The sequence below is a fragment of the Halorarius halobius genome (assembly GCF_024298865.1).
GTDB classification, from domain to species: Archaea; Halobacteriota; Halobacteria; order Halobacteriales; family Haloarculaceae; genus Halorarius; species Halorarius halobius.
The window spans coordinates 13,273-30,587 of record NZ_CP101161.1 but is presented as its reverse complement, the minus strand read 5'-3'; the positions used below and the strand labels follow the sequence as shown (position 1 = coordinate 30,587).

18 protein-coding genes are annotated in these 17,315 nt (G+C 69.0%); 12 read left to right on the top strand and 6 right to left on the bottom strand.

Features of this window, described 5'->3' with window-relative positions:
* Positions 1–22: 22 nt before the first annotated feature.
* From NL112_RS00165 to NL112_RS00150, 4 genes are all read left to right on the top strand, one after another.
* Positions 23–373 carry a DUF6176 family protein gene (locus NL112_RS00165; RefSeq protein WP_255150595.1) on the top strand — a complete coding sequence of 117 codons (351 nt, stop codon included), beginning with the start codon at positions 23–25 and terminating at the stop codon, positions 371–373.
* Positions 374–441: 68 nt separating this feature from the next.
* Entirely contained in the window at positions 442–1,596 is a 1,155-nt protein-coding gene (dnaJ, locus tag NL112_RS00160) for a molecular chaperone DnaJ (protein WP_255150594.1), read from the top strand.
* Positions 1,597–1,686: 90 nt separating this feature from the next.
* Positions 1,687–2,394 (top strand): hypothetical protein, encoded by a 708-nt coding sequence (locus NL112_RS00155; RefSeq protein WP_255150593.1) that lies wholly within the window; start codon positions 1,687–1,689, stop codon positions 2,392–2,394.
* Positions 2,395–2,444: 50 nt separating this feature from the next.
* Positions 2,445–3,668 carry an MFS transporter gene (locus tag NL112_RS00150; RefSeq protein ID WP_255150592.1) on the top strand — a complete coding sequence of 408 codons (1,224 nt, stop codon included), beginning with the start codon at positions 2,445–2,447 and terminating at the stop codon, positions 3,666–3,668.
* 3 nt (positions 3,669–3,671) lie between these two features.
* Here the strand turns inward: NL112_RS00150 and NL112_RS00145 are convergent, their stop codons facing one another.
* Positions 3,672–5,669: an AMP-binding protein gene (locus NL112_RS00145; protein WP_255150591.1), complete on the bottom strand. Its 1,998-nt coding sequence runs from the start codon at positions 5,667–5,669 to the stop codon at positions 3,672–3,674.
* Positions 5,670–5,794: 125 nt separating this feature from the next.
* Here NL112_RS00145 and NL112_RS00140 point away from each other — a divergent pair, with 125 nt between their 5' ends.
* The gene (locus NL112_RS00140) at positions 5,795–6,373 is read left to right on the top strand and encodes a GNAT family N-acetyltransferase (RefSeq protein ID WP_255150590.1); all 579 of its coding nucleotides are present in this window, start codon (positions 5,795–5,797) and stop codon (positions 6,371–6,373) included.
* Positions 6,374–6,521: 148 nt separating this feature from the next.
* On the opposite strand, the gene NL112_RS00135 is transcribed toward NL112_RS00140, so the two are convergent.
* Positions 6,522–7,448 carry a DMT family transporter gene (locus NL112_RS00135; protein WP_255150589.1) on the bottom strand — a complete coding sequence of 309 codons (927 nt, stop codon included), beginning with the start codon at positions 7,446–7,448 and terminating at the stop codon, positions 6,522–6,524.
* A gap of 170 nt (positions 7,449–7,618) precedes the next feature.
* Here NL112_RS00135 and NL112_RS00130 point away from each other — a divergent pair, with 170 nt between their 5' ends.
* From NL112_RS00130 to NL112_RS00110, 5 genes are all read left to right on the top strand, one after another.
* On the top strand, positions 7,619–8,104 hold the full coding sequence (locus NL112_RS00130; RefSeq protein ID WP_255150588.1) for an Lrp/AsnC family transcriptional regulator: 486 nt from the start codon (positions 7,619–7,621) through the stop codon (positions 8,102–8,104).
* Between the two features lie 148 nt (positions 8,105–8,252).
* Positions 8,253–9,929: an acyl-CoA mutase large subunit family protein gene (locus tag NL112_RS00125; protein ID WP_255150587.1), complete on the top strand. Its 1,677-nt coding sequence runs from the start codon at positions 8,253–8,255 to the stop codon at positions 9,927–9,929.
* Positions 9,930–9,980: 51 nt separating this feature from the next.
* The gene (gene mce, locus NL112_RS00120) at positions 9,981–10,367 is read left to right on the top strand and encodes a methylmalonyl-CoA epimerase (protein WP_255150586.1); all 387 of its coding nucleotides are present in this window, start codon (positions 9,981–9,983) and stop codon (positions 10,365–10,367) included.
* 51 nt (positions 10,368–10,418) lie between these two features.
* Complete coding sequence (locus tag NL112_RS00115) at positions 10,419–11,210, top strand: DsbA family protein (protein ID WP_255150585.1); 792 nt, start codon at positions 10,419–10,421, stop codon at positions 11,208–11,210.
* Positions 11,207–11,737, top strand: a complete 531-nt coding sequence (locus tag NL112_RS00110; protein WP_255150584.1) for a hypothetical protein — start codon at positions 11,207–11,209, stop codon at positions 11,735–11,737. Before NL112_RS00115 ends, NL112_RS00110 begins: the two co-directional genes overlap by 4 nt.
* A gap of 14 nt (positions 11,738–11,751) precedes the next feature.
* Here the strand turns inward: NL112_RS00110 and NL112_RS00105 are convergent, their stop codons facing one another.
* The 3 genes from NL112_RS00105 to NL112_RS00095 form a co-directional block, all read right to left on the bottom strand.
* Positions 11,752–12,318: an NUDIX domain-containing protein gene (locus tag NL112_RS00105; RefSeq protein WP_255150583.1), complete on the bottom strand. Its 567-nt coding sequence runs from the start codon at positions 12,316–12,318 to the stop codon at positions 11,752–11,754.
* Positions 12,319–12,362: 44 nt separating this feature from the next.
* Positions 12,363–13,385 carry an NAD(P)H-dependent flavin oxidoreductase gene (locus tag NL112_RS00100; protein ID WP_255150582.1) on the bottom strand — a complete coding sequence of 341 codons (1,023 nt, stop codon included), beginning with the start codon at positions 13,383–13,385 and terminating at the stop codon, positions 12,363–12,365.
* Between the two features lie 193 nt (positions 13,386–13,578).
* Positions 13,579–14,217 carry an FAD-dependent oxidoreductase gene (locus NL112_RS00095; protein WP_255150581.1) on the bottom strand — a complete coding sequence of 213 codons (639 nt, stop codon included), beginning with the start codon at positions 14,215–14,217 and terminating at the stop codon, positions 13,579–13,581.
* A 222-nt stretch (positions 14,218–14,439) separates the two neighbouring features.
* Here NL112_RS00095 and NL112_RS00090 point away from each other — a divergent pair, with 222 nt between their 5' ends.
* Together NL112_RS00090 and NL112_RS00085 are read left to right on the top strand one after the other, a co-directional pair.
* Complete coding sequence (locus tag NL112_RS00090; protein WP_255150580.1) at positions 14,440–16,212, top strand: 2-oxoacid:acceptor oxidoreductase subunit alpha; 1,773 nt, start codon at positions 14,440–14,442, stop codon at positions 16,210–16,212.
* A complete protein-coding gene (locus NL112_RS00085; protein WP_255150579.1) occupies positions 16,209–17,075 on the top strand; it encodes a 2-oxoacid:ferredoxin oxidoreductase subunit beta in 867 nt (288 codons plus the stop codon). Before NL112_RS00090 ends, NL112_RS00085 begins: the two co-directional genes overlap by 4 nt.
* 87 nt (positions 17,076–17,162) lie before the next feature.
* Here NL112_RS00085 and NL112_RS00080 read toward each other — a convergent pair whose 3' ends face one another.
* Complete coding sequence (locus NL112_RS00080; protein ID WP_255150578.1) at positions 17,163–17,315, bottom strand: hypothetical protein; 153 nt, start codon at positions 17,313–17,315, stop codon at positions 17,163–17,165.

The window sequence follows — 17,315 nt, the reverse complement described above, 5'->3', positions numbered from 1 at the left end:
CCCTGCGCACCGCCGGGTCGGTATGGAGACGATACTGACCAGACAGCCCATCGTCGAGGGTGAGACTGACCGCGCTCGCGCCCTTCTTCGGGACCTCAGGGGCATCGACGACGAGGCCGCCATGGACATCATCGACCGCGAGGGGGTCCACACGGAGTCGGCGTTCGTCTGGAGCCACGAGGGAACCGACTACATCCTCACGTACATCGAGGCCGAGGACACAGAGCGCGTGAAGGAGGTGTACGACGCGGAGATGGCGGCGGCCGACCACGCGTTCATCGAGGCGTTCCAGTCGGTGGTCGCGGGGCCGCCGGAGCCGCTGGACGCGGAGCCGCTGTACCACCTCGTCCACCCCGACCGGCCGCGCGAGTGAGCCGAATCCGTCCTCGCTGGCACGACCCGTTCTTTTCAAGTGGTTCAGCGGATTAGGGCCTACAACGAATGAGCGAGGATTTCTACGAGGTGCTGGGGGTGTCGCGGGACGCCTCCGAGGAGGAGATACAGCAGGCGTACCGAGAGAAGGCCCGCGAGTACCACCCCGACGTCTCGGACGACCCGGACGCCGAGGAGAAGTTCAAGAAGGCGAAGAAGGCCAAAGAGGTGCTTCTGGACGACGAGAAGCGCCGGATGTACGACCAGATGGGTCACGAACGGTTCGAGCAGGCCGAGAAACGCGGCGCCACGGGTGGTGGCGGCGCCGGCGGCATGGGTGGCATGGGCGGCCGCGGCCAGGGCAACCCCTTCGGCGACATGGGTGGGATGAACGACATCTTCGAGCAGTTCTTCGGCGGCGGGGGCGGCGGCCGCGACGCCCCCCGGCAGGGCCAGGACCTCAAGACCCGGCTGTCGGTGTCGCTCGAGGAGGCGTACGAGGGGCTGACGCGCAACCTCACCGTCACCCGGCCGGAGACGTGCCCGGACTGCGACGGCGCGGGCCATCCGCCGGACGCGGACGCCGAAACCTGTCCGGAGTGTAACGGCCAGGGCCAGACCACCCGCGTCCAGCAGACGCCGCTCGGTCGCGTCCAGCAGACGCAGACCTGCCGCCGCTGTGAGGGCGAGGGGACGCTGTACTCGGAGACCTGCTCCACCTGCGGCGGCGAGGGGAAGGTCCGCAACGAGGCGACCCTGCAGGTCGACATCCCGCCGGGCATCCAGGACGGCCAGAGCCTCCGGATGGAGGGCGAAGGCGCGCCCGGCGAGTCTGGCGGCCGCAACGGCGACCTGCTCATCGAAGTCCGCGTCGAGGAGCACGACCAGTTCGACCGCGACGGCGACGACCTGCGGTTCACGAAAGCGGTGTCGTTCCCGCAGGCGGTGTTCGGCGCGACGGTCGAGGTGCCGACGCTCGACGGGAGCGTCGAGATGGACCTCGACGCGGGCACACAGTCGGGCGAGGTGCTCCGCCTGCAGGGCAAGGGGATGCCACGGCTCCGCCGCCGGGGCCACGGCGACCTCTACGTGCAGGTGCAGATTGTCACTCCCAGCGACCTCAACGAGGAACAGCACGAGGCGCTGGAGGCGTTCGCGGAGGCCGGCGGCGAGGAGATAGACGTCGAGCAGGGGTTCTTCGAGAAAATAAAGAACTCCTTCTGACCCGCTCGCCGGGCCGCCATCGCTTCGCGGACGTCGGCGACCTTCCCGCAGGCGCACGATTGATGCCCCCGCCGCCCCGACTGTCGGTCGATGGACGTACTCGGCGACGTGCTCGCCCGGGAGCGACGTGACGCGCTGGGCGATGCGCCCGCCCTCCGGCACGACCCGACCGGCCGGCGGATGGACTACCGGCGGTTCGCCACGACGGCCTGGAAGGCCGGCAACTTCCTCCGCAACGAGGGGGTCCGCGGCGGGATGGGCGTGACCGTCGCGCCCGACCTCGCGCCCCCGGCGATACTGTCGCTGTGGGGGGCTGGCCTGCTCGGGGCTATCGTCTCGTTCGACGGCGTCGACGAGGGGACGACGGCGCTGGTCGCGCCCGCCGACGCGCTCGACGGCTACGGCGCTGGCCCGGGCACCCGGCAGGTGGCGTACGGCGAACAGCACCCGGACCCGGCGGTCGCGTACTTCGAGCGGGACGTGTGGAGCGAGAACCCGACGGCGCCACCTGACCGCGTGGCGCCCGACGAGTCGCTCCTCCGTGTCGACGACCGGACACACCGCCACGGCGACGTGCTCGACGCCGCTCGCGAGGTGGTCGACCGGTACGGCCTCGGCGGCGACAGCGAGGTGGTCGTCCGCGCGCCGCTCGCCGACCCGGGTGTCGTCGCGGGCGGACTGGTCGCGCCGCTTCTCGCCGGCGGAACGGTCGTCGTGCCCGACGACGAGAGCCGGGGTGACGTGGCGGTCGGCGAGGGGCCGGAGCCGCGAGCGGTCGACCCGGCGGAGGTGCTGTAGCCGGCTTCCGGTGGCGAACGAGTTTTGTCCCCGGTGGGTCACCTCCGAACGTGCGTTCCCGCCTCGCTACCCTCGACGTCTACTACGGCTGGTTCGTCGCCGCCGCGTGCTTCTTAGCGGCCGGGTCGCTGTTCGGGATGACGTACTCGTTCTCGATATTCTTCGACGCGCTCCGGTCGACGTTCCGGGTCTCGCCGGCCCGCGTCTCCGTCGTGTTCGGCGTCCAGACGTTCGTCATCTACGTCGGCGGCGCGGTGCTCGGGCGCGCCCTCGACCGGGTGGGGCCGCGCCGCCTGCTGGCGGTCGGGGCCGTGTTTCTGGCGGCGGGGCTGGCCGGCGCGGCCCGCAGCGGCGACTACTGGACGCTCGTGGCGACGTACGGCGTCGTCACCGGTCTCGGGATGAGTTGCTGTTACGTCGTCGCGTACGCGACGGTGCCGACGTGGTTCCAGCGGCGCCGCGGCCTCGCCAACGGCATCGCCGCCGCGGGACTGGGCGCGGGCCTGCTCGTCGTCGCTCCCACGTCGTCGTGGCTCGTCTCGACGGTGGGGTGGCGGACCGCGTACGACGCACTCGCCGTCGGTCTCGCCGTGGTGCTTGCCGTCGCCGTCCTCCTTCTGGCCGACCGGCCCGCCGACGTGGGGGCGGACCGCTCCGTGGAGTTCACCGAACCCGAGACGGACGACGGCGGCGGCGCCGTCCGCGATACCGTCCTCTCGGTGCCGTTCCTGTTCGTCGTCCTCGGCTGGGTCGGCGTGTACGCGACGCTGTACGTGCTGGTGAACCACCTCGTTCCCTACGCCGCGGAACTCGGCGTCCGGTGGGCCGGCGTCACCGCCATCAGCGCGGTCGGGGTAGCGACGACCGGCGCCCGACTCGGTATCGGCGCCGTCTCCGACCGGATGGGCCGCGTCCGCATCTTCGTCGCCTGCTCGGCGCTGATGGGGCTGACCCTGCTCGCGCTCCCGCTGGTGCGGGGGCCGTACGCGCTGGTCGCGCTCGCCGTCGTGTTCGGCGTCGGCTACGGCGGCAACGGCGCCCTGCTGTCGCCGCTGGTCGCCGACCTGTTCGGAACGGGCGACATCGGGACGCTGTACGGCGTCGCCTCGGTCGCGTTCGCCGTCGCCGGTCTGCTGGCGCCGCCGCTGGCGAGCCTCGGGTTTCAGCGACTCGGCACCTACGCGCCCGTGTTCCTCGCCGTCGGCGTCGTCGGTCTCGGCGGCGCGGCGGCCGTCGCGGCCGCCGGGTGGACCGCACCCGGGACGGCGGAGTAGCCGTCAGCGCGCGTCCTCGAGGTCCTCCAGCGCCCCGGGGTTCTCGATGGAGGACATGTCCCCGAGGTCCTCGCCGGTGTAGGTGGCCTGGACCGCCCGGCGGATTATCTTCCCCGACTGCGTCTTGGGGAACTCGTCGACGAACAGCACCTCCCGCGGGCGGAACGGCTTGCCGAGTTCCTCGCCGACCATCTCGCGGACTTCCTCGCGCAGGTCGTCGGTCTCCTCGACGCCGTCCTTGACGATGACGTACAGCACGACCGCCGTCCCCGTGGTGTCGTCGGGGACGCCGACCGCGGCGGCCTGGTTGACGGCGTCGTGTTCCATCGCCGCGCCCTCGACTTCGGCGGGGCCGACCTTCCGGCCGGCGACGTTCAGCGCGTCGTCCGCCCGCCCGTGGAGGAACCAGAACCCGTCCTCGTCCTTCTGGGCCCAGTCGCCGTGGTCCCACATGTCCTCGAAGGAGGACCAGTACTCCGCGAGGTAGCGCTCGTCGCCCGACCAGAGGCTCTTGGTCATCGACGGGCAGGAGTCGCGCGCGACGAGGAAGCCGCGCTCGTGGGTGTCCGCGATGGACTCACCCTGCGAGTTCACGATGTCGATGTCCATGCCAAGCCCCGGGCCGCCCAGCGTGCAGGGTTTCAGGTCGTTGATGGGCATCGGCATCAGGAAACAGCCGCAGATTTCGGTGCCGCCGGAGATGTTGATGATGGGGGTGTCGCCGCCGCCGACGTTCTCGTAGAACCACATCCAGGATTCGGGGTCCCACGGTTCGCCCGTGGAGCCGAGCAGTCGCAGCGAGGAGAGGTCGTGGTCCTCCAGCCACTCGTCGCCCTGCTTGCGGAGCGCGCGGATAGCGGTGGGGGAGATACCGAACTGGGTCAGTTTGTGGCGGTCTATCATCTCCCAGAACCGGTCCGGGTTCGGGTGGTCGGGCGCGCCCTCGTACATGAACACGGTGCCGCCGAACGTGTGGGTGCCGATGAGCGTCCACGGCCCCATCATCCAGCCGATGTCCGAGACCCAGAAGAACCGGTCGCTCGGCTTCAGGTCGAACCCGAAGTGGAGTTCCTTGGCACACTGCATCTGGACGCCCGCGTGGGTGTGGACGATGCCCTTCGGCTTCCCGGTCGTCCCCGAGGAGTACAGCAGCATCGACTCCTGGCCGCTGTCGAGGTGCTTCGTCTCGTAGTCGTCGTCCTGCGGTTCGACGGCGTCGGCCCACCACTGGTCGCGCTCGTCGGTCCAGGGGATGTCCGCGCCGAGCCGCGAGTAGACGACGACGTCGGTCACGTCGGTGTCGGCCTGCTCGATGGCCTCGTCGGCCGTCCCCTTCAGGGTCACCTCGCTCCCGCGCCGGAGGAACCCGTCGCCGGTAAAGAGGACCGAACACTCGGGGTCCTCGATGCGGGTGGCGGTGGCGTCGACGCCGAACCCGGAGAAGATGGGGACGGCGATGGCCCCGACCTTGAAACAGCCGTAGAGGATGGACACCACCTCGGGCACCATCGGCATGTAGAGGCCGACCGTATCGCCCGTCTCGACGCCCTTCGATTCGAGGTAGTTGGCGACCTGATTCGCCTGCCGGTGGAGTTCGTGGTAGGTGACCTCCCTGACCTCGCCGTCCTCGCCCTCCCAGATGGTGGCGACTTTGTTTCGGGTCTCGTTGTCGACGGCGGCGTGACGGTCGACGACGTTGTGCGCGAGATTGATTTCACCGCCCTCGTACCACTCGTCGAACTGCGGGCCACGGGAGTCGTCCCGGATGCTGTCGTACTCCTCGTAGAACTCCACCCCCAGATAGTCGACGAGTTCGTCCCAGAACCAGTCGACGCCGCTCGCGTCGACCCCCTCGATGTCGGTCGTCGTCCGCTCGACGAGTTCGTCGTAGTCGTCGATGTCGTACGCCTGCATGAACTCCCAGACGTTCGTCGACTCGACGAACTCCTCGCTCGGTTCGTGGACGACCCGGTCGATGTCCTCCAGTGACTCGGTAGCCATACGCGAGTAGTCCGAACCTCGCACAAAGAACCTTTCTGACTGAACGAAACTAGAAACGAATTTACTGTTTTCGTCGGCCATGCGTCGCACGAGGAGTTTTCAGCGGTGGGTCCGTACCCCCTGGTATGTACGTCCGGGACGCGCGCAATCGTGACGAGGCCTGGCTCCTGGACCACATCGAGGCGATGGGGCTGGACGAGACGGCGTTCCGCTCGCGCGACTACGTCATCGCCGTCGACGACGAGTCGGGCACGAAGGTCGGGTTCGGCCGCATCCGCGTCCACACCGGCGAGCCCGAGCTCTGCGAGCTGACGAGCCTCGGCGTGCTCGAAAGCTGGCGGGGACAGGGCGTCGCCGCCCACGTCGTCGAGCGACTGCTCCGCAACGCCGACATCGCGGAGTTCGACGAGGTGTTCGCGCTCGCGCCCGAACCGGAGTATCTCGCGCAGTTGGGGTTCCGGGCAATCGACGCGGGCGACCTCGACGAGCGCCTGCAGGAGCGTCTCGAGGCGAAGCGGGCGGGCCACGACGGCGACGTCATCCCGATGGTGGTCGACCCCGAGCGGTTCCACATGCCCGACCGCCTTCGCAAGCGGTTCAAGGACGCCCACGAGGAGGTCGTCGACGAGACCCCCGACGAGGAGGCGCCCGAGGACTTCGGCATCGACCCCGACGAGGCGACCTACAAGTACGACACCGGCTGACGCATACGGGTCGAGGTGTACGACACCGGCTGACGCATGCGGGTCGAGGTGTACGCCACCGGCTGACGCATACGGGTCGACGTGTACGCCACCGGCTGACGCATACGGGTCGACGTGTACGCCACCGGCTGACGGTGCCGTCGTCAGTTCAGGCGCGCGAGGGCGTCCGCCGGCGAACCGCCGCGACCACCCGCTCGTGTTTCACCAGCGCGAACCCGACGGCGACCAGCAGGAACCCCGCCACCGCGTTCGTCGACGGGACGTAGCCGAACGCGACCCACGAGAGGCCCGCGGCCGCGACGGGTTCGAGGTAGCCGACGAGGCTCGTCTGGGTCGCACCCACGCTCCCGAGCAGTCGGAAGTACAGCAGGAACGCGACGACGCCCGGCCCGACGACGAGGAACGCCAGCGCCGCCAGTGCGGTCGGCGAAGCGGCGAGCGTCTGTGGCTCGCCGCGGGCGAGACTGCCCGCGTGGAGCAGGCCCGCGCCCAGCACCATCCCCCAGCCCTGCATCGCTCCCATCGAGAGCCGCGGCCGTAGACGCCGGAGCAGGACCGTGGCGAGCGCGAACACCGCCGTTCCCGCGAACACCAGCGCGACGCCGTCGACGGGCACGCCGCCGGCCGTCCCCGGTGCGGTGACGACGGCGACGCCGATGAAGCCGACGAGCACGCCGCCGTAACCGGCGGGTCGCAGGCGCTCGTCGCTCAACAGCACGGCGGCGAACAGCGCCGTCACCACGGGCGCGAGCGCGACGATGGCCGCGGCGACGGCGCCAGGCACCGTCTGCTGGCCGACGTACAGCAGGGCGTGGTGGCCGGCGATGACGAGGGCGCCGACGAGCCCCACGGCGAGCCAGTCGTCGCGCGTTCGGGGGCGCCACCGCCCCCGGAGCGCGGCCCACGCGAGCACGAGCGCGCCCGCGGCATCGTACCGCACCGCCGCGAACAGTAGCGGCGGCAGTTCCTTCACGCCGGCCTCGATGGCGACGAACGACGCACCCCACAGCGTGGCGAGCACGACGAACGCGAGCAGGTTCGTCGGAAGTCGACTCCAACTGTAATCCGAAATCATAGTTCTTGATTCGACGGAGTGGCTGTAGTGTTGTTAAATTCTTCTACTACGTTCTGCCCCTGTCTCTTCACTTCATCCGACGCCAGCGTCGCTGTCCGGGATGCAGTTCGATAGACGTGCTCGTTCGTCGGAGCCGGTGGAGTATTGAGGGCGGCGTCCGCGGAGACGGTATGGACGAGCGCGACGTCCGCATCCTGAAAGCCATCGCGGACCTCGGCACGGGGAGCCCCGAGACGCTCCACGAGGCGACCGACATCCCGGTGTCGACGATACACTACCGGCTGAACAACCTCCGGGAGGCCGGGGTCATCGAGAACGACCTGTACGACTTCGATTTGGACGAACTCGGCCTCGGCGTGACGGTGCTGGTGGAGGTGCTCGCGGACTACTCCGGCCACCACGAGGCGGTCGCCGACGAGATACAGGATATCGAGGGCGTCACGCACCTGTTCTCGACGATGGGCGAGACGGACTTCGTCGCCGTCGCACACCTGCCGGGCGACGAGACGGTCGGTGACCTCCTGCGCGACTTCGAGGAGGTGTCCGAAATCGAGCGCACCAACTCCACGTACGTCATCGACACGCTGTACGAGGACGACCGCGCGGTGTCGTCGTACTCGCTGGAGTCGCTCGTCGCGCACCTCGCCGACGAGTAGGTCGGGTCGGGCATCGCACCTCGCCGACGAGTAGGTCGGGTCGGGCATCGCACCTCGCCGACGAGTAGGTCGGGTCGAACGTCCCTGCCCGACGGTCGACGTTCCGGTCCCGACAACATTCAAGCGCCCACGCCGGGAAGGTGGTGCCATGTTCGACGAGGAGGACCTCGAGGAGATACGCGAGGGCCGCGAATCCTGGGAGGAGGAGACGTACGGCCCGACCGTCGACCGGTTCGGCGAACGCAACGAGAAGTTTACCACCGACACCGGGGGTCAGGAGGTGAAGCCGCTGTACACGCCGGCCGACATCGGGGACCTCGACTACGACGAGGACGTCGGCTTCCCGGGCGAGGAGCCGTACACGCGCGGGGTCTACTCCACGATGTACCGGGGTCGGCTGTGGACGATGCGGCAGTACGCCGGGATGGGCACTGCCGCGGAGACGAACGAGCGGTTCAACTACCTGATGGAGGAGGGTCAGACGGGGCTGTCGATGGCGTTCGACCTGCCGACGCAGATGGGGTACGACTCCGACGCCGAGATGGCACAGGGCGAGGTCGGGAAGTCGGGCGTCGCCATCGACTCGCTTGCCGACATGGAGACCGTCTTCGAGGGCATCCCGCTCGACGAGGTGTCGACGTCGATGACCATCAACGCGCCCGCCTCGGTCTTGCTTGCGATGTACATCGCCGTCGGGGACAAGCAGGGCGTCGACCGCGAGGAACTGCGAGGCACCATCCAGAACGACATCCTCAAGGAGTACATCGCGCGCAACACCTACATCTTCCCGCCGCGCCAGTCGATGCGGCTCATCACGGACATCTTCGAGTACGCCGCCGAGGAGATTCCCAACTTCAACACCATCTCCATCTCCGGCTACCACATCCGCGAGGCCGGGTCGACGGCCGCCCAGGAGATAGCGTTCACGCTCGCGGACGGACTGGAGTACGTCGAGGCGGCCGTCGACGCGGGGCTGGACGTCGACGAGTTCGCCCCCCAGCTATCCTTTTTCTTCGCCTCATACAACAACATCCTCGAGGAGGTGGCGAAGTTCCGCGCGGCCCGCCGGATGTGGTACAAACTGATGGAGGAGCGATACGGCGCCGAGAAGCCCGGCTCGAAGCAGTTGAAGTTCCACACCCAGACCGCGGGGTCGACGCTGACGGCCCAGCAGATAGAGAACAACGTCGTCCGCGTCGCGTATCAGGCGCTGGCGGCGGTGCTGGGCGGCACACAGAGCCTCCACACCAACGGGAAAGACGAGGCGCTCAGTCTGCCGACCGAGAAGTCCGTGCGGACGGCGCTTCGCACCCAGCAGATACTCGCTCACGAGTCGGGTGCGGCCGACACCATCGACCCGCTCGCGGGCTCCTACTACGTCGAGTCGCTGACTGACGAACTCGAATCGGAGGCGTTCGACATCCTCGACGACATCGACGAGCGCGGCGGGATGCGCGAGGCCGTCGAGAGCGAGTGGGTCCAGGGGGAGATTCAGGACGTCGCCTTCGAGCGCCAGCGCGAGATAGAGTCGGGCGAGCGCGTCATCGTCGGGGTCAACGAGTACACCGTCGACGAGGAACCCGAGGAGGACATCGAGGAGGTAAGCGAGGAGGACCAGCGCCGCCAGCGCGAGCGCCTCCAGTCGGTCAAGGACGACCGCGACGACGAGGCCGTCGACGCCGCTCTCGCGGCGCTCAAGGACGCGGCCGCGGGCGAGGAGAACCTGATGCCGTACATCGTCGATGCGGTGAAAGCGTACGCGACGACCGGCGAGATATGCAACGCCCTCCGCGACGAGTTCGGCGAGTACGGCGCCGGCATCTGACCGCGACCGCGTGACTCGGGGCTTTTTGCCCCGCCGCGCGAACCGACGGGTATGCAGTTCGACCACGCTGGCATCGCCACGACCGAAGCGGACTCGCTCGTCTTCCTGTTCGAGGACCTGCTGGGTGCGGAGGTCGCCCACGAGGAGATATTCGACGGTATGAAGGTCGTTTTCCTCGACCTCGGCAACGGCTATCTGGAACTACTGGAACCGGAGTTCGGCGGCGGTACCATCGCGGACTATCTAGAGGCCAACGGCCCGGGCATCCACCACCTCGCCTTTGCCACCGACGACATCGAGGCGGCGCTGGAGCGGGCCCGCGACCGCGGCGTCGACCTCATCGACGAGGAGCCACGCGAGGGCGCGTGGGGCCACGACGTCGCCTTTCTCCACCCCAAATCGACGGGGGGCGTACTCGTCGAGTTCGTCGAGCACTGACCACCCAAGACTCTTGAGTCGGCGACGTGTCCGTCCTGGTCAGGTGCAATAATGGGAATACAGGACAATATCACTGCCCGGAGAGCGGTGCTCGGCGGCGTTGGGTCGCTCGTCACCGCCGGCGGCGTCTGCGCTCTCACCCGGCGCTGTTCGGGTGCAATCGACGGCGGCGCGTCGGGCGCCAACGCCTCCGACGGCGGCGGTGCGACCCCGGCCGAGTCTGCGGACGTGCCGCCGATGCACAGCAGTACGGAGACGACCGGTCTGGGTGTCGACCTGTCCGGCAACCCCCTCACAGGGTCGATGGACGCGCCGGTCGACATCTACTACTACAGCGACTTCCAGTGCCCGTTCTGCGAGCAGTTCGAGCACGGCGCGCTCCCGAAACTCCTCGACAACGAGGTGGCCGACGGCACCGCACGGCTGGTGTTCCTGGAGTTCCCCTACATCGGGAATCGGTCGACGACGGCCGCGGTGGCGGCCAAGTGCGTCTGGCGGCAGGTCCACGCGTCGTCGCCGCGGACGTACTGGCGGTGGCACTCGGCGGTGTTCGACGCGCAGGGGAAGCCCAACTCGGGGTGGGCGACGCGGGCGAACCTGCTCGACATCACGGCCTCGGTCGACGGCGTGGACGCCGACACCGTCGGGACCTGTATGGACGAACACCGGTCGGCCATCGAGTCGTCCCTCGAGGCGACGGTGGCGCAGGCGACGGAGTTCGGCGTCGAGGGGACGCCGACGTTCGTCCTCTACGACCGCGAGGGAGGTAGCGCCGCTCGACTCGTCGGGGCACAACCCTACGAGCGGTTCGCCGAGGCCATCACGACGGTCAGGGACGGATGACGGTGTCACGACGTGCGGCAGACGCTTTCGACGAGCTAGGTGCCGCGCTGGCGTTCCCGTTCACCGACCGGCGCCGCGCCGTCGGCACGGTGCTCGTCGCCGCAGTGACGTTCGTGGTGCTCGTCGTGAGCACGTTTCCGGCGTTCGCGGTCCAGATGCTCGGGGCCGGCCTCGGCTACCTCGACTACGTGGTGGTGTCGCTGGTGCGCAACACCTACCGGACGAGCGGCGCCGTCGGGCTCGCGCTCGTCGTCGGCTACGCGCTACTGACCGGCGTGGCGGTCACGAACGCGGCCGCACAGCTCCGCCTGACGGGCGTGTCGGGGCTCTCGGACCTCTCGGGAGTGGTCCCGGGACTGCTCGCGTCGGGATGTGCGAGCTGTGGGGCCGGCATCCTCGGCGTCCTCGGGTTCGCCGGCGCGCTCGCGGTGCTCCCCTTCCACGGCAACCTCCTCCGCCTCGGCGGTGTTCTCCTGCTGACCGGCTTCCTCGCGCGGTCGGGCGACCCCCGAGAGTGTACCGTCTGATTCGTCAGCGGCCGCTACTCCCACTCGTCCCACCCGAACGGGTCATCCTCGATAGAGGGATGCAGGCCCCCGGGCAACTCGTGGAACCACGCCGCGCCGTTCAACTCCGACTCCATCACGTCGATGCTCCCGCCCAGTTCCCGGGCCGTAAAGAACACCCACAGCGTGTGTATCTCGTCGCCCTCGCAGTGGAACACCGTGTTCTCGACGCGGCGGCAGTCGACGAGTTCGCAGTCGACGCCCGTCTCCTCGCGCACCTCGCGGACGGCGGCGTCCTCGTACGTCTCGCCATCCTCTCTCCCTCCGCCGGCCGGCCCCCACCCGTCAGCGCCACGACCCAGACCGAGCAGGACGCGCGGGTACTCCTCGTCGACGTCGGGCATCGACGCCGAGAGCGCCGGTGGCTCCTCCCGGACGACCCACGCGTAGCCGCCGCCGGTGTAGCCGTCGCTCGCCACCTCGGCGAACGACGCGAACTCCTCGGCGTCGAGTTCCACCTCGCTTTCCTCGACCACCGGGTCGTACGTCTCGCGCAGACGCGTCAGTCGGCGCTGGACGTCCGCGGCGTTGTGGGTGACCATCGGGAGTACGTGTCAACTCGCCCGCCAGCAAAAGCCGTTCGGAATCAGGGCGCCCGTTCGAGCGCGGCCTCGGCCTCCGCGACGAGCGCGTCGACCACCTCGGCGGCGGGCCGTACCTCGTCGGCGAGTCCGGCGCTCTGGCCGGCGTACAGCGCCCACGCCTCCGTCTCGCCGGTCGCACCCGCGACCGGGATGTCGTCACCGTACCGCTCGACGGGATGGCCGTCCGGGTACGCGCCCACGGTGTCGGACTCGCCGGGTCGCTCTCCGGGGCCGGGCCGGCCCGCCTGCTCCCACGCTTCGATGGTGCTGTTCTCGAGCACGCGGTGGTCGCGGCCGGGCCACCCCTTGTCGAACAGGTCCGTGCGGACGGCGTCGGTCGCATCGGCGTCGGCCACCCGCTCGCGGTAGTCGTCGACGACGTTCGCCTCCTCGCAGGCGACGAACCGGGTGCCGAGCCACGCGCCGTCCGCGCCGAGCGTCAGCGCCGCCGCGACGCCTCGGCCGTCCGCGATGCCGCCCGCGGCGATTACGGGCACGTCCACCGCGTCGACCACCCGCGGCACGAGCGGCATCGTCGCCACGTCGCTCTGGAGGTGGCCGCCGGCCTCCCAGCCCTGCGCGACGACGGCGTCGACGCCCGCGCGCTCGGCCTCGCGGGCCTCCGCGGCGGTGCCGACCGTCGCCAGCACGGTCGCTCCCGCGTCGTGAATCCGGTCGACGTGCGGGGCCGGGTCGCCGAATGACAGCGAGACCACGTCCGCGCCCGCGTCGAGGGCGGCATCGAGGTGGTCGTCGGTCGGGCGGTGGGTCGTCCGGTCGTCGAGCGCGAGGTTGACCGCGAACGCACCGTCCGTGCGCTCGTGGGTCCGACGAATCACGTCGCGGGTGTCGTCCAGCGAGCGCCAGGTCACCGCGAGATGGCCCACGGCACCGGCGTCAGCGACGGCCGCCGCGAGGTCGGGACAGGTCGCGCTCCCGATGGGTGCCTGCACGATGGGGCGGTCGACGTCGAGGAGGGAACACAGCGGGGTCTGCATATGTGGGCGTCGCGGCGCGCGGGCCAAAGCGGTTTCGTCGGCTCCGGAACCGTAGCATACGCCGAGCGAGCGCAGCGAGTGAGGCGTTTCACTGCCGGCGAGCGGCGTGTGGTTCGAGCACCGCGAGAACCACGAAGCGAGCCGGCAGGCGTTTTTGATGAAGATTTTTGCAAGGAGCGGTGCCGCGCCACCGGCGCGGCACCCGACGCAGTAAAAAGGTTCAGCCGAAGTTCTCGATTTTCGCCGTCTCGGTCGTCCCCCCAGCGGCTTCGACGGCGTCGGTGGCGACGTCGAGGAAGTCGGCGAAGCCGTAGACGAACAGCTGTTGGTCGTCGTACACGTCGGCGACGGCCTCGGCCACCGCGTCGGCGTCCGCGAGGACGAACACGTCGCCGCCCGCCTCCGAGACGGCCGCGAGGCGGTCCTCGTGCATCGGCGCCTCGTCCAGATAGACGACGGCGACCTCGTGACCGTCAGCGAGCGCGGCCTCCGCGATGCCGACGGCGGGGCCGACGCCCGGCCCCCCCGCGAGGACGAGCACGCGCTCCTCGCCCTCGTAGAAGTCGGAGCCGAACGGGCCGGCGACGGTCACCTCGTCGCCGGCCTCCAGCGCGAGCAGGTACTCGGAGAACGGGCCGCCGTCTTCGGGGTCGTAGCTGACGGTGAGTTCGAACTCGCCGTCGGTGTCCGGCGAGGAGATGGTGTAGAAGCGGGACTCCGCCTCACCCTCGACGGTCGCGGAGAGCTTCACGAACTGGCCGGGGCTGGCCTCGAACCCCTCGGGGCTCTCGAGGTCCAGCGCGACGGCGTCGGCCCCGACGTCGCGCACGGCGACGACGCGGGTCTCGGTGGCGTCCATGTCCGACGGTGCGAGCCTCCGGCGAAAGGCCCTTTCGGTACTGTTGCGCGCGCCGCGGCCGTCGGCGCCGTGGCCGACTCCCCACCACACGCCAGTTGTGGACGAACGCGGAGCGTACTGCCGCTTTCGCCCGAATCGGTGGACGAACGCCGGTGCAAATACTGCGCGAGCGCGGCAATATTCAGAAGCCTTAACGTGTGCCGGATGGAACCGCGACGTAGTATGCCAGAGGATCTCAACTGGGCCATCGGCGGCGAAGCCGGCGATGGGATCGACTCCACGGGGAAGATCTTCGCCCAGGCCCTCTCGCGTGCGGGACGCCACGTCTTCACGTCGAAGGACTTCGCGTCCCGTATCCGCGGAGGGTACACGGCTTACAAGGTTCGAACGTCCGTCGACCAGGTCGCGAGCGTCGTCGACCGGCTCGACATCCTCATCGCGCTGACCCAGCGCACCGTCGAGGAGAACATGGACGAACTTCACGAAGGGTCGGTCATCATCTACGACGGCGAGCGGACGATGATGGAGGACTTCGAGGCGCCCGAGGGGATGATCGGCCTCGACGTGCCGCTGAAGCGGCTCGCGGAGGACGCGGGCGGCGCCATCATGCGCAACATCGTCGCGCTCGGCGCGGCGTGTGAGGTCACCGACTTCCCCATCGAGAACCTCGCGGAGTCGCTCCAGAAGCGGTTCGGTGACAAGGGCGAGGCCATCGTCGAGAACAACAAGCAGGCCGCCCAGCTCGGCCAGGAGTACGTCGCCGACGAGTACGCCGACACCGAGTTCGACTACGAACTCGAGACCACCGACGAGGACTACGTCCTGCTGAACGGCGACGAGGCCATCGGCATGGGCGCCATCGCCGCGGGCTGTCGGTTCTACGCCGGCTACCCCATCACGCCCGCGACGGACGTGATGACCTATCTGACGGGTCGCATCGACCAGTACGGCGGGAAGGTCGTGCAGGCCGAGGACGAACTCTCCGCCATCAACATGGCGCTCGGCGCGGCGCGGGCCGGCGCCCGCTCGATGACCGCCACCTCGGGGCCGGGCATCGACCTGATGACCGAGACGTTCGGGCTGGTCGCCACCTCGGAGACGCCGCTGGTCATCTGTGACGTGATGCGGTCGGGCCCCTCGACGGGGATGCCGACCAAACAGGAGCAGGGCGACCTGAACATGACGCTGTACGGCGGCCACGGCGAGATTCCGCGGTTCGTCGTCGCTCCCACCACGGTCTCGGAGTGCTTCTGGAAGACCGTCGAGGCGTTCAACTACGCCGAGAAGTACCAGACGCCCGTCTTCCTGGTCTCGGACCTCTCGCTTGCGGTCACCGAGCAGACGTTCTCCCCCGACACGTTCGACATGGACGCCGTCGAAATCGACCGCGGGAAGGTCGTCGACGACGGCGACGTCGAGGAGTGGCAAAACGAGAAGGGGCAGTTCCAGCCCCACGCGCTCACCGACGACGGCGTCTCGCCGCGCGCGTTCCCCGGCACGGAAGGCGGTGCGCACATGTCCACCGGCCTCGAACACGACGAACTCGGGCGCCGGACCGAGGACACCGACATGCGCGTCGAGCAGGTCGACAAGCGCAACCGGAAGGTCGAGACCGCCCGCGAGAACGAGGACTGGGACTACCGCGAGTTCGGCGACCCGGACGCCGACGACCTCGTCATCTCGTGGGGGTCCAACGAGGGCGCGATGCGGGAGGCCATCGGCCTCCTCGAGGCGGAGGACATCGACGTGCGGTTCCTCTCGGTGCCGTACATCTTCCCGCGTCCGGACCTGAGCGAGGACGTCGAAGCGGCCGACAACGTCGTCGTCGTGGAGTGTAACGCGACGGGCCAGTTCGCCGACCTCATCGAGCACGACGTGCTCCAGCGGGTCGAGCGCATCAACAAGTACAACGGCGTCCGCTTCAAGGCGGACGAACTCGCCGCCGAGGTCAAGGCGGCGCTCGGCTACGCCGAGGAGGAAGAGGTGGAAGCATGAGCGAGAACGTTCGATTCACGGACTTCAAATCCGACAAGCAACCGACCTGGTGTCCCGGCTGTGGCGACTTCGGGACGATGAACGGCATGATGAAGGCGCTGGCGAACACGGGCAACGACCCCGACAACACGTTCGTCGTCGCCGGCATCGGCTGTTCGGGCAAGATCGGGACGTACATGCACTCGTACGCCATCCACGGCGTCCACGGGCGCGCGCTCCCGGTCGGCATCGGCGTGAAGATGGCCAACTCCGACCTCGAGGTGATGGTCGCGGGCGGCGACGGCGACGGCTACTCCATCGGCGCAGGCCACTTCGTCCACGCGGTCCGCCGGAACGTCGACATGTCCTACGTCGTCATGGACAACCGCATCTACGGGCTGACGAAGGGGCAGTTCTCGCCCACCTCGCGTGAGGACTTCGAGACGGCCACCTCGCCGGACGGCACCCACCAGCAACCGGTGAACCCGCTGGCGCTGGCGCTGGCCGCCGGCGGCACGTTCATCGCCCAGTCGTTCTCCTCGGACGCCCAGCGGCACGCCGAAATCGTCCAGCAGGCCATCGAACACGACGGGTTCGGCTTCGTGAACGTCTACTCGCCGTGCGTCACGTTCAACGACGTGGACACGTACGACTACTTCCGCGACGCCATCGTCGACCTCGACGAGACGGACCACGACCCGAACGACTACGACGCCGCCAAGGAGAAAATCCTGGACCGCGACAAGGAGTACCAGGGAGTCATCTACCAGGACGAGGAGTCGACGCCGTACGAGGTGCTCGAGGGCGTCGACGGCAACGACATGTCCGAGGTCCCCGACGGCGCGCCCGACGACGCGATGGACCTCGTCCGCGAGTTCTACTGACGCGGCGTTTCCCACCGCGACCCCACTTCGTTCTCTGCTCGCTCCGCTCACCGGTAGCTACCGGTACCGCCGTCGCTCGGGCGGGCGTCACCGCCTCGCCGACTCCGCGCGCCGGACCGTCACGCCCGGTGGCACGGTCACGGTCGGCTCCTCGGTCGCGTCCACCTCGATGACGCCGTCGACGGCGTCGACCGGAATCCGACGGCTGACCGTCCCGTCGTGCACCACGATTCGTCCCAT

Coding starts and splice junctions, on each gene's coding strand:
- NL112_RS00165 (WP_255150595.1), top strand. CDS start 23: ATGGAGACGATACTGACCAGACAGCCCATCGTCGAGGGTGAGACTGAC.
- dnaJ (WP_255150594.1), top strand. CDS start 442: ATGAGCGAGGATTTCTACGAGGTGCTGGGGGTGTCGCGGGACGCCTCC.
- NL112_RS00155 (WP_255150593.1), top strand. CDS start 1,687: ATGGACGTACTCGGCGACGTGCTCGCCCGGGAGCGACGTGACGCGCTG.
- NL112_RS00145 (WP_255150591.1), bottom strand. CDS start 5,669: ATGGCTACCGAGTCACTGGAGGACATCGACCGGGTCGTCCACGAACCG.
- NL112_RS00140 (WP_255150590.1), top strand. CDS start 5,795: ATGTACGTCCGGGACGCGCGCAATCGTGACGAGGCCTGGCTCCTGGAC.
- NL112_RS00135 (WP_255150589.1), bottom strand. CDS start 7,448: ATGATTTCGGATTACAGTTGGAGTCGACTTCCGACGAACCTGCTCGCG.
- NL112_RS00130 (WP_255150588.1), top strand. CDS start 7,619: ATGGACGAGCGCGACGTCCGCATCCTGAAAGCCATCGCGGACCTCGGC.
- NL112_RS00125 (WP_255150587.1), top strand. CDS start 8,253: ATGTTCGACGAGGAGGACCTCGAGGAGATACGCGAGGGCCGCGAATCC.
- mce (WP_255150586.1), top strand. CDS start 9,981: ATGCAGTTCGACCACGCTGGCATCGCCACGACCGAAGCGGACTCGCTC.
- NL112_RS00115 (WP_255150585.1), top strand. CDS start 10,419: ATGGGAATACAGGACAATATCACTGCCCGGAGAGCGGTGCTCGGCGGC.
- NL112_RS00110 (WP_255150584.1), top strand. CDS start 11,207: ATGACGGTGTCACGACGTGCGGCAGACGCTTTCGACGAGCTAGGTGCC.
- NL112_RS00105 (WP_255150583.1), bottom strand. CDS start 12,318: ATGGTCACCCACAACGCCGCGGACGTCCAGCGCCGACTGACGCGTCTG.
- NL112_RS00095 (WP_255150581.1), bottom strand. CDS start 14,217: ATGGACGCCACCGAGACCCGCGTCGTCGCCGTGCGCGACGTCGGGGCC.
- NL112_RS00090 (WP_255150580.1), top strand. CDS start 14,440: ATGCCAGAGGATCTCAACTGGGCCATCGGCGGCGAAGCCGGCGATGGG.
- NL112_RS00085 (WP_255150579.1), top strand. CDS start 16,209: ATGAGCGAGAACGTTCGATTCACGGACTTCAAATCCGACAAGCAACCG.
- NL112_RS00080 (WP_255150578.1), bottom strand. CDS start 17,315: ATGGGACGAATCGTGGTGCACGACGGGACGGTCAGCCGTCGGATTCCG.